Genomic DNA, 10,108 nt, shown 5'->3' on the forward strand with positions numbered 1-10,108 from the left:
GGTGTACCCCGAGTTTTGTGCACAGCGGGTGCTGACCACCCGCTACGAGCCCGGGTTCTCGGTGGCGTCCAAAGAAGTGCAGGCCTTGTCGCAGGCTCGCCGCAAAGCACTGGCCAGGGCTTTTGCTGAACTGTTTGTGACCGAATTTTTTGAATGGCACATGGTTCAAACCGACCCGCATTTTGGCAATTACCGCATCCGCATTGACGAAGAGGGCGACAACGATCAAATCGTTACCTTGGACTTTGGTGCCACCCGTCGTTTCGATGTTGATTTTGTGAACAACTACGGGCGAATTGTGCGGGGTTCCCTTTTGGCCAACCGGCAAGAAATAGCGCAAGGTGTGCTCGACATTGGGTTAATGGATGCGGATACCCCACGCGCCGTGTTGGAAGGGTTTGGTGACCTCACTGAGCTGATTGTTGAACCCTTTAGAAAACCGTTTGATCCCAAGGTGCCCGAGCATTTGTATACGCCAGGGGGGGCTTACAGGTTTGGCGATACCGATTTACCTGCAAGGGTGGGGCAAACAGCAGCGCTTAAAATGATGTCCAAGCATTTTAAGATTCCACCCAAAGAAATTATCTTCCTTCATCGTCGAATTGGTGGTGTGCTGGTCACCTTGCGAACCCTACGCGCCGAACTTCGTCTTCACGATCTACTCAAGCCTTATCTGAATCTCGAGTAATTTATTTTTAATTCGGGGAACCATCCCCTTCATCGCTTCTCTAAGTAGTGGCTATCAGCTTGGTTTATTCGATTAAAAATGATTATTGGGTGCATAGAAGAATTCATTTGCCCCTAATCATAGCTTGTGTTCCAATACTTGAAGATTGTCCTAGACAAAAAGGCTAAGCGATGACGACTGCAAATGATTCAATCGGCGTGGTTGTTTTAGAACCTAACGCGCAATTGCTACAAAAACTATGTGCAGGTGCCCAAAAGGTGTGGGGCAAATACGAGGTGCTGCCTCGTCAAACCGGCAAAGAATTACAACTGGCGGCAGACAACCTGCAAATTGGATTGCTGGTGGTTCGCGCGAGTATTCAGCGCTCTAGCGCATTGATTCAAAATATAATTGCTGATTTGTACGCAGAGGGCACCCAGCTTTTGATTATTCAAGACACACCCTTCAAGCTAAGTGCGACAGGCAACACCAGCATTGCTGGCATGCACTTTTTGTCAGACAAGGCCGGGGATCAGCAATACTCCGACATCTTGGCCCTGAGCTTGGTCCGCCACTGCATGCCTGGGCTGAACAAGCTGGTTTGACCTAGACAGACATTAAGAGACATTTAACATAATAATTCAGTGATTGCGGATGTAAGAATAAAAGGGCGCCCCAGTCGGCGCCCTTTATACTTTGGGTTTATGGTTTGAGCGCTTTGGTTTGGCCCGCAGACAAAAGCTCAAAGGCATGTGTGGACATGTTGCGGTTTTTAAGGGCCTGGGCCAGATCGCCAATGGGCTGATCCAGGGCTTCATCGGTTAGCTCAAAGGTGCCCCAGTGCACGCCGATGGAGTAGGCCGACCCAACATCGTGATGAACCTGCAGGGCCTCGTCTGGGTTGATGTGTTGTTCTTTCATAAACCAGCGTGGCTCGTATGCACCCACAGCGATGGCGCTGGCATCGAAGGGCCCCAAGCGTTTACCGATTTCAACAAAATCTTTGCTGTAGCCAGTGTCGCCTGAATAGTAAAAGGAAAGTTCAGGGTGTTTGAGCACCCAACCACCCCAGAGCGTTTTGTTGCGGTCGGTGAGGTTTCGGGCTGACCAGTGGTGTGCTGGCACAAAGGTCAAGGTACTTCCATTCACCGGGGCCGATTCCCACCAATCCAAGGCCTTCACATTGCCCACTCCCCAAGACCTCAGGATGTGTTCAACCCCCAAGGGCACCAAAAACACCGTGTTGGGCTGTGCCTTGGACAAAGCCACAATGGTGTCATGGTCAAGGTGGTCGTAATGGCTGTGGCTAATCACCACGGCATCAATGTTAGGGAGATCTTGAACCTGTACAGGGCTGCGAACCTTGCGTTTGGGGCCCATCCATTGGACCGGAAACGCCCTTTCCGAGAAGTGTGGGTCGGTCAGCAGATTAAAGCCATGGGCGTGTACCAACACGCCCGCGTGCCCTAGCCAGGTGATGCTTTTGGAACCATGTTCGTTGAGCTGGCTGGCCTTGAAGTCGATGACGGGGAAATCGTCGTAGCTCGCAATAAACTGGCCCGGGGGCGGGGGCAGGCTTTCACCGAACCGCTCGCGATACCAACGCAAAAGGTCTGATAGCGGTTTGGATACGCGAGAGCCGTCGGAATTCACAAAGCCGTCAGGCCGGTGGTGGGGTTTTTCGGGGCTGAAATACGGGTTGGTGGTGGTGCATGCGGCCAATAAGACTGTGACAGGCCACACACACAACCGGACTATGGATTTCATGCTTTTGGAACATCCTTACAAATCCTTCAGCCGGGTGGATAAAAACACAACAACAGGCAGGCCGAAGTACAACAGGCACAACACACGAAAATGATCCATGGATTCTACCGCATTGCCCCCAAGACCGCTTTGCACACCACCCAACTCGCCCACAGCCCCGTTGAAAGCGAGGTCGAGGCTGGTGCCCGCGTTAAAAAATGGGGCCACAAAAGCTGGTTCGATCACCAGCGCGCACACTGCAACCCATGCCAAAAAAAATACTGAGAGTGTCTTAATGCCCATGTCTGTTCCTTTATTTTTGGTGTTTAGCCCTGTCAAACAACTGTACAATAAACACTGTAAGTCTGTACAGTAAAATTTCTTTTCGTGTTGTATGGTGCCCATTTCTTGTCCAAACTCGCCTGGCTGTTAGAATCAATCTCACATTTCAACCGTGCAACGATCAGGGAGTATCCATGCAGTCACGTCAAGTTTCTGTTGCCGCCGGGGATGGTGGTCAATTCAATGCCTACGTTTCTTTGCCACCCACAGGCACCGGGCCAGGCTTGTTGCTCATTCAAGAAATTTTCGGTGTTAACCAGCACATCCGCGACGTGGCGGACCAATACGCCATGGATGGCTTTGTGGTGCTTGCGCCCGATGTGTTTTGGCGACAGTCTCCCGGGGTCGATCTGGGTTACGACGAGGCAGGTTTTCAAAAAGGGTTTGCTTTAATGCAGGGCATGGATTTCGCCAAGGCTGAGCAGGACCTGTGCGCGGCGGCCAAGGCGCTGCGCCAACTGCCCGAGGTCAAGGGCGGTATTGCAAGTTTGGGCTTTTGCATGGGTGGGTTTTTGTCATACGTGGTGGCCAGCAATCCTGGTGTTGTAGATGCCGCGGTGTGCTACTACGGCGGCGGCATTCAAAACGCGCTAGATCGCGCCCCATCGGTTAAGGCGCCCATCTTGATGCATTTTGCCGAGCAAGATGGCTACATTCCCATGGAGGCAGTGGGGCAAATCAAACAGGCGTTTGCCTCCAATTCCAAAGCATCCATTCACACCTACCCTGGGGTAGACCACGGCTTTAATTGCTGGGGTCGGCCCATGTATCAGCAACAGGCGGCTGCCCTGGCGCGGGGGCGTACGCTGCAATTTCTGGCTTCGGCCTTGGGCTAAGCCATGCCAGGGGCCTCAAGCGGCGCAGCCATTCCAGTGACCTTTGGGGCCCACCTTGCCCAACTTTGGCGAGCCAGGCCGATCTGGTGCGTGCTTTTTGTGCTTTCAAGCCTGGCCTCGCTTGTGTTCTGGTCGCAACTGGGCAGCTTGGCCCAGTACGGCCAGTGGCTGCTTTGGTTTGTCACAGTATTGCTGGCCAGCACCCTGGCCGTCGTGCTTTCCCGGGCTTGGTTCTCGCAGCAGCTCATGGCCACATTGGTGGCGGCCAGTGGGCCGGCAGGCCCCTCCTTGCCACCCGGCGCATCGCTTGGTCGGCTTAGCCACACCCTGGCCTCCGAGTTCGACCGTTTGCAGCGCGAAAATCAACTTCTGCTTCAAGCCTACGACTCTGAGCGGCATCGCTTGCTGAACATCGAGGGGTGTCTGAACGGCTTTGTCACCGAATTCCTGGTGGACGCAACCGGTCGGCTGGACGTTAAAAACGTGGACCAGTCGATTGAGCGGTTTTTTCGTTTTACCCGAGACGACTTTTTGCGCAATTGGCAGGTGTTGCTCGAGCAAGTGGATCCGGTTCACCACGTCATGTTGCGGGCCATGTTTGGTCGCGCCGAGGCTTTCCCCAACAAGGAGTCCGGTTTGTTTTCAACCCTGGCGCAGTTCGGGGTTGCAAAGCAGCACTTTCAGGTCACCTTGCAGCGTGAAGCCAAGCCTCAGGGTGTGTATGTGCATGCGGTTTTTCTGGAGGTTTCAGACCTGGTGCGGGCCAAAGAAGAGGCCGAATCGGCAGATCGAGCCAAGGCTGAATTTTTGGCGACAATCAGCCACGAATTGCGTACACCTTTGAATGCAATCATAGGCTTCGCAAAACTTCTTGGGGAACAACTTGAAGAAGGGGCCCAAAAGACGGATCTTGGAAATATTTCTAGTGCGGCCAATAGCTTGCACGTTATTCTTAGTGATGTACTTGAATATTCAAGAATACAGGCCAATGGCCTGAAGCTTGAGCGTGAACGCTTTGATCTTTGTGAACTCATCACCCAGGTGCACGGCTTGAATGCCAATTTGGCCAAGGCCAAACAATTGGATTACTCGCTGCTCATTGAGCCAGACCGCCAACCCCTGTTTGTGCTCGGGGATGTTAACCGGCTGCGTCAAATCATTCAAAACCTGCTGTCCAATGCCATCAAGTTCACCAACGAAGGCTATGTGCGGGCCCGCATCATCAAGTCTGAACCTGCGCGGGGGAGGGTGGAGGTTTTCATCGAGGTGGCCGACAGCGGAATTGGCATGAAGCCCGATCAATTGGCTCGAATTTTTACCCGCTTCACCCAAGCCGATCGCAGCATCAATCGTCAATTTGGTGGCACTGGCTTGGGGCTTGCCATTTGTAAGGGTTTGGTGGAACTGATGGGGGGGCGAATCGATGTGGCCTCGGAATTTGAAATTGGTTCGGTGTTCACCATCAGCCTGAATTTGCCGGTAGCGCCTGCCAGCATGCCGGCTACCAAGGCTGCAGAAAAGGCGGGTGGGGCAGAAATCAAACCCTTGGACATCCTGGTGGTGGATGACCACCCCATGAACATCAAACTTTTGGATCGTTACCTGGGCAAACGCGGCCACCGGGTTGACCAAGCCACCGGTGGTGTGGCGGCGGTGGAAATGTGCCAGGCCAAGCGATACGACCTGGTGCTCATGGACATTGACATGCCCGATGTGGACGGGCATGAGGCCACCCGTCGAATCCGGGCCGATTTGTCTGCGGCTTCCTGTGGCAGCACCATATGCGCCTTGTCGGGTTTGTCTGATGACCAAAACATTGCGGCCTCGATCCAGGCGGGCATGAACATGCACCTCACCAAGCCTGTGGCCTTCGACAAACTGGATGCACTCATTCTGGATCTGTGTACCACGCCAGCGCAGTGAACCCGGCTACGGCTTGGGCATTCTCACTGAATGCCCATCTGCTTTTCAAGATACGACCTTGCTTTGTCCAGCCACACGGTGAGAGCGGCCACCATGTCGCTTTGGCTAAACGAGCAGCTTTCCTCGGTGAACATGGCCGTGCTTTCCAAGCGTTCCAGAATGCTTTCCAGTGCGCCTTCAAACACGGCTGGCAGCTCAGCCAGCAAATCTTTTTCTTGGCGGAATGCACTGATCAAATCTGTGCTTGTTTTGAAGGTATTGTGTTCCAAAGCGTCAGAGAGGGCTTTGATTTTACGAAGAGGGTCTGACGGGATGTTACTCATGAGTATAATTCGTTAATTCGTAATCAGCGCCCAGTGTACCCCAGGGGGTTACAAGGCATTCACTTGAAGGAGAAAAGAATGGACAGCAAATTGTCCTTGAGCAAACAAGCCACTGTTGACGTGGCCTACAGCGCTTTGGCGGCCGATCTGGAAGCCATCGAGCCTTTGATTTCGATTTTTCCCAAGCTGGAGAGCCTGAGCAAAATCGGCCCCAACACCTTCGAATGGAAGCTCAAACCCATTGGCGCCATGGGGGTTTCGCACGCTGTGCACTATGCGGCCACCTATGAGGTGGACAAAAGCAAGGGCCTGATCACTTTCAAAGCCAAAGAGGGCATTGGCAACGCCAGTCTGTCGGGATCATTTGGTTTTACTGACAAATCGGGCAAAGTGCTGGTGGACGTGTCCATCCAGGGCGAGCTTCGCGAAATCAAGGTACCCATGTTGTTGAAGGCGGCCACGCCGGGCTTCATCAAGACCATGTTCGAAGGGCTCGTGGACCGTTTTATTGAAAAAATTGGTGAAAAGTATGGCAAGTGACAAGCCCCACAATTATGAGGCCGGGCGTGCCATGCGCACCCAGGTGCTGGGTGCCGACTACGTCAACAAGGCCGTGGCCGATCCCAACGATTTTGCTGCACCGCTGCAAGACATTGTGACCGCCCACGCCTGGGGCACGGTGTGGACACGCAAGGCTTTGGAGCCCAAGTTGCGTAGCATCGCCACCGTGTCGATGCTGATTGCTTTAAACCGCCCCAACGAGTTGAAGTTGCACATGCGTGGCGCCTTGAACAATGGGGTAACACCGGAGGAACTGCGTGAATTGATCATTCATGGCAGTGTGTACTGTGGGTTTCCTGCAGCCATGGACAGCATGCGTCAGGCAAAGGCTTTGCTCGAGGAGTTGGCCTTGGAGCAAAAGCAGGGTTAATTCCACGCCCTGCACCAAACCAATAAAAAAGCCCGACACCAGGTCGGGCTTTTTTGATAGGGCAGTCGCCGCTTATTTTTCTACAAAGGCACGCTCAAACACATAGTCGCCAGGCTCGCCTACGCCAGGAGACACCACGAAGCCACGGGCATCCAAAATGGCACGAATGTCGGCCAACATGCTGGGGCTACCGCAGATCATGGCTCGGTCGGTTTCGGGGTTGAGTGGCGGCAGGCCCACGTCTTTGCACAGTTCGCCGTTTTCCAGCAGCGTGGTAATGCGCCCCACGTTTTTAAACTCTTCGCGGGTCACTGTGGGGTAATAAATCAGCTTGTCTTTGACCATGTCGCCAAAGAACTCGTTGTTGGGCAGCTCTTCGCTGATGTACTCGCTGTAGGCCAGTTCGTTGACATAACGCACGCCGTGCACCAGCACCACTTTTTCAAAGCGCTCGTACACTTCCGGATCTTTGATCAGGCTCATGAAAGGCGCCAGCCCCGTGCCTGTGCCAAACATAAACAGGTTTTTGCCGGGCTTAAGGTCGTCTAAAACCAGTGTGCCGGTGGGCTTTTTGCTCACCAACACAGAATCGCCAACCTTGAGGTGTTGCAGGCGCGAGGTCAATTTACCATCGGGCACCTTGATGCTAAAAAACTCAAGGTGCTCTTCATAGTTGGCGCTTGCAATACTGTATGCGCGCAACAAAGGCTTGCCTTCAACTTCCAGGCCAATCATCACAAAGTGACCGTTGTGAAAGCGCAAGCCAGGGCTGCGCGTGGTCTTGAAGCTAAACAGGGTGTCGTTCCAGTGGTGGACTTCTGTGACTTGTTCTTGGATCAGGTTTGACATGTCTGTTGCACTATCTCTTTGAAATACAATCGCGCTCATGATAGCGCACCGCACCAAAAAACGCTCTAAGTTGTTCTATTTTTTAGTTATTTGCTTATTTGGTCTGCAGCAGTCCAAAAATGCCTGGCCCATTGGAGCAGACCCTCTAGTTGAAAGGGTGTGCTTAGGCAGCTTTGAGGGTTATAAAGACAGACGCAGTGGAAGTTGATTAATAAAAAATACATACAAACAGGGCCCACCTCAATGACCGAGACAAACATCCCGCAGCAAAAGCTAAGCTCTGAAACCACGGTGAATTCTGGCGACGTCGAGTTGGCCGTCACCGCATACGGAGAGCCACACAACCCCACCATTATTTTGATTCACGGCTATCCGGATTCCAGCCCTGTGTGGGATCCCGTGGTGGACATTCTTCAACATCACTTCCATGTGGTCACCTACGATGTGCGTGGCTGCGGGCGGTCCACCGAGCCTGCCTGGATGTGGGACTATTCTTTAAACAAATTGTCCGAAGACCTTCAGGCTGTGATGCGCGCTGTGTGCCCAACGCAACCTGTGCATTTGCTCGCGCACGATTGGGGTTCCATTCAAACCTGGGAAAGCGTGACCGACCATCGCATGAAACCGCGCATCGCCAGCTACACCAGCATTTCTGGGCCGTGCCTGGACCACATCGGTCTTTGGATTCGTAACAACATGGCGTCTGGCAAAATGAAAGCATTGGCCGAAGTGGCTGGGCAGGCGGCCAGTTCTTGGTCTGTGTATGCATTTCAGTTGCCATTTTTGGCGCCTTCGGCCTGGAAAATGGGTTTGGATAAGGCCTGGCCAGGCATCTTAAAGCGGATGGAAGGGCAAGAGGTTGAGGAAAACCCAACCCAGCGGCGTGATGGGGTCAATGGAATCAACCTGTACCGGGCCAACATTATTCCAAGGGTCAGCAACCCGCGTCTTCGACAAACCGATGTGCCGGTTCAGTTGCTGGTGCCCACCAAAGACAAATTTGTAACCCCAGCCATGGTTGAGTCGTGCTACCCGTATGCTCAAAACATTTGGCGTCGCGATGTGGATGCCAGCCACTGGGTGGTTAAAAGCCATGCAGAATGGGTGGCCAATTGCGTGTCAGAATTTGTTGAGTTTGTGGAGTCTGGCCGGGAAAGCCCCAACCTTGCCAAAGCCCGGGTTAATCAAGAAAGTTAAAAGCCTGAAGGGCCGCACATTGCGCGCCAATAAAAAAAGCCGCCTTGCATGAGGCGGCTTTTTTAATGCTGCATTTAAACGCCTTTAAATAATGCCCAGGTGGATCATCACCATCAACTGACCCTCACCCACCAGGCCACCCAAAATGGCGCCGGTCATAATCAAAATCCATTCTTCCTGTTTGAACACGGGGCGAAGCAGGCCCTCAAATTCGAGTGGGGTCATGGCCTGCATCTTGCGGCCCACCACGTTCTCAATGTCCAGCGAGGTTTGAACATAGCTTTCGGCGTGCATGATCACGTCATGCAGGCGCGCCATGAGCATCTCGGAGGTGTCTTGCTTCATGCGCTGGAAGGTTTCTGCACCCACGGCCATGACCACGAAGGGCTTCACAATGCTGGCCTTGCTGTCCACCATCTCGCGCACGCGCTCATCCACCATTTTTTGAACCCGCTCTGACAAGGGCCCGGCCACCATTTCGCCAATAATGGTTTGTGGGGTCAAAATGTCGGTTGCAATAATACGGGCGTAGTCTGCCGCAACCTTTTTTTGGCGCTTCAGGAACAAGCCTTGAATGGTGTACGAGCCAAATGGAATGGGCTTTTTGGGCTCAAACAAAATGTTCAGCGCAATCCAGTCAGAAATAAAGCCAACCAAAAAACCAAACACGGGCAAAATCCATGGTTCTTTTAAGAGAACCCACAGCACCATTTGCACCAAGCCAATCATGAAGCCGAAGTACAGGCCAGACACGCCAAAGAACTTGAATTCGTCGCGCCCAACTTCCTGAAAGATGCGGTTTAGCAGGTGCTTGTCCTTCATCAGGATGCGAATCACCAAGGCTTTCAGATCAAGAATTTCATCAATATTGCCCTTGATGTCGTCCATCACACCGGCAATGACCCCAGGCACGTCTTTCTTGACTCGGTCGATGAGCTTTTTCTGTGCAAAGTTTGGCAGGCTTTCCCAAAGGCGGGGCTGGTGCTTGGACATCACTTCGCGGATGATGGTCTCAATCACCTCCATGGCCGGGCCTTCCAACTCGCGGCCCAAGCGTTCGGAGTCAAGCTTGCCCACCACCTCGTTAACCGACACCAGCTTGGTGGTGATGGTGTCGACTGCGATGCTGGCCATGCGCTCTGCGTTGCGGGGCACAATGCCTTGCCAGCCAAAAAATGGCCGAATCCCCATAAACTTCATGGGGTAGAACATCATTTTTACCGCTGCAATTTTTGTGACGTAGCCCAATATGGCGGCCACGATTGGGATCGACAAATACACCCCGTAGTTTTGC

Annotated in this window: 12 protein-coding genes; 7 read left to right on the forward strand and 5 right to left on the reverse strand. The window is 53.1% G+C overall.

The window, feature by feature from the left end; genetic code table 11:
- Both ACEQU8_RS08870 and ACEQU8_RS08875 read left to right on the forward strand, forming a co-directional pair.
- The coding region (locus ACEQU8_RS08870) for an AarF/UbiB family protein (protein ID WP_370263022.1) at positions 1-688 on the forward strand (688 nt) is incomplete at its 5' end.
- Between the two features lie 170 nt (positions 689-858).
- The gene (locus tag ACEQU8_RS08875; RefSeq protein WP_370263023.1) at positions 859-1,272 is read left to right on the forward strand and encodes a hypothetical protein; all 414 of its coding nucleotides are present in this window, start codon (positions 859-861) and stop codon (positions 1,270-1,272) included.
- Between the two features lie 97 nt (positions 1,273-1,369).
- Here the strand turns inward: ACEQU8_RS08875 and ACEQU8_RS08880 are convergent, their stop codons facing one another.
- Both ACEQU8_RS08880 and ACEQU8_RS08885 read right to left on the reverse strand, forming a co-directional pair.
- Positions 1,370-2,434 carry an MBL fold metallo-hydrolase gene (locus ACEQU8_RS08880; RefSeq protein ID WP_370263025.1) on the reverse strand — a complete coding sequence of 355 codons (1,065 nt, stop codon included), beginning with the start codon at positions 2,432-2,434 and terminating at the stop codon, positions 1,370-1,372.
- A gap of 15 nt (positions 2,435-2,449) precedes the next feature.
- Positions 2,450-2,716 (reverse strand): hypothetical protein, encoded by a 267-nt coding sequence (locus ACEQU8_RS08885; protein WP_370263027.1) that lies wholly within the window; start codon positions 2,714-2,716, stop codon positions 2,450-2,452.
- 173 nt (positions 2,717-2,889) lie between these two features.
- Here ACEQU8_RS08885 and ACEQU8_RS08890 point away from each other — a divergent pair, with 173 nt between their 5' ends.
- Positions 2,890-3,591 carry a dienelactone hydrolase family protein gene (locus ACEQU8_RS08890; RefSeq protein ID WP_370263028.1) on the forward strand — a complete coding sequence of 234 codons (702 nt, stop codon included), beginning with the start codon at positions 2,890-2,892 and terminating at the stop codon, positions 3,589-3,591.
- 3 nt (positions 3,592-3,594) lie between these two features.
- Complete coding sequence (locus tag ACEQU8_RS08895; RefSeq protein WP_370263029.1) at positions 3,595-5,514, forward strand: ATP-binding protein; 1,920 nt, start codon at positions 3,595-3,597, stop codon at positions 5,512-5,514.
- A gap of 23 nt (positions 5,515-5,537) precedes the next feature.
- Here ACEQU8_RS08895 and ACEQU8_RS08900 read toward each other — a convergent pair whose 3' ends face one another.
- The gene (locus ACEQU8_RS08900) at positions 5,538-5,837 is read right to left on the reverse strand and encodes a hypothetical protein (protein ID WP_370263030.1); all 300 of its coding nucleotides are present in this window, start codon (positions 5,835-5,837) and stop codon (positions 5,538-5,540) included.
- Between the two features lie 78 nt (positions 5,838-5,915).
- Here ACEQU8_RS08900 and ACEQU8_RS08905 point away from each other — a divergent pair, with 78 nt between their 5' ends.
- Positions 5,916-6,377 carry a hypothetical protein gene (locus ACEQU8_RS08905; protein WP_370263031.1) on the forward strand — a complete coding sequence of 154 codons (462 nt, stop codon included), beginning with the start codon at positions 5,916-5,918 and terminating at the stop codon, positions 6,375-6,377.
- On the forward strand, positions 6,367-6,768 hold the full coding sequence (locus tag ACEQU8_RS08910) for a carboxymuconolactone decarboxylase family protein (protein ID WP_370263033.1): 402 nt from the start codon (positions 6,367-6,369) through the stop codon (positions 6,766-6,768). The genes ACEQU8_RS08905 and ACEQU8_RS08910 overlap by 11 nt, the downstream gene beginning before the upstream one ends.
- Before the next feature lie 72 nt (positions 6,769-6,840).
- Here the strand turns inward: ACEQU8_RS08910 and ACEQU8_RS08915 are convergent, their stop codons facing one another.
- A complete protein-coding gene (locus ACEQU8_RS08915; RefSeq protein WP_370263034.1) occupies positions 6,841-7,617 on the reverse strand; it encodes a ferredoxin--NADP reductase in 777 nt (258 codons plus the stop codon).
- Positions 7,618-7,860: 243 nt separating this feature from the next.
- Here ACEQU8_RS08915 and ACEQU8_RS08920 point away from each other — a divergent pair, with 243 nt between their 5' ends.
- Positions 7,861-8,814, forward strand: a complete 954-nt coding sequence (locus ACEQU8_RS08920) for an alpha/beta fold hydrolase (RefSeq protein WP_370263035.1) — start codon at positions 7,861-7,863, stop codon at positions 8,812-8,814.
- Between the two features lie 84 nt (positions 8,815-8,898).
- Here the strand turns inward: ACEQU8_RS08920 and ACEQU8_RS08925 are convergent.
- On the reverse strand, positions 8,899-10,108 hold a 1,210-nt coding region (locus tag ACEQU8_RS08925), incomplete at its 5' end, for a DUF445 domain-containing protein (RefSeq protein ID WP_370263036.1).

The sequence above is a fragment of the Limnobacter sp. genome, assembly GCF_964228395.1.
GTDB lineage: Bacteria > Pseudomonadota > Gammaproteobacteria > Burkholderiales > Burkholderiaceae_B > Limnobacter.

Coding starts and splice junctions, on each gene's coding strand:
- ACEQU8_RS08885 (WP_370263027.1), bottom strand. CDS start 2,716: ATGGGCATTAAGACACTCTCAGTATTTTTTTTGGCATGGGTTGCAGTG.
- ACEQU8_RS08875 (WP_370263023.1), top strand. CDS start 859: ATGACGACTGCAAATGATTCAATCGGCGTGGTTGTTTTAGAACCTAAC.
- ACEQU8_RS08915 (WP_370263034.1), bottom strand. CDS start 7,617: ATGTCAAACCTGATCCAAGAACAAGTCACAGAAGTCCACCACTGGAAC.
- ACEQU8_RS08905 (WP_370263031.1), top strand. CDS start 5,916: ATGGACAGCAAATTGTCCTTGAGCAAACAAGCCACTGTTGACGTGGCC.
- ACEQU8_RS08890 (WP_370263028.1), top strand. CDS start 2,890: ATGCAGTCACGTCAAGTTTCTGTTGCCGCCGGGGATGGTGGTCAATTC.
- ACEQU8_RS08895 (WP_370263029.1), top strand. CDS start 3,595: ATGCCAGGGGCCTCAAGCGGCGCAGCCATTCCAGTGACCTTTGGGGCC.
- ACEQU8_RS08910 (WP_370263033.1), top strand. CDS start 6,367: ATGGCAAGTGACAAGCCCCACAATTATGAGGCCGGGCGTGCCATGCGC.
- ACEQU8_RS08900 (WP_370263030.1), bottom strand. CDS start 5,837: ATGAGTAACATCCCGTCAGACCCTCTTCGTAAAATCAAAGCCCTCTCT.
- ACEQU8_RS08880 (WP_370263025.1), bottom strand. CDS start 2,434: ATGAAATCCATAGTCCGGTTGTGTGTGTGGCCTGTCACAGTCTTATTG.
- ACEQU8_RS08920 (WP_370263035.1), top strand. CDS start 7,861: ATGACCGAGACAAACATCCCGCAGCAAAAGCTAAGCTCTGAAACCACG.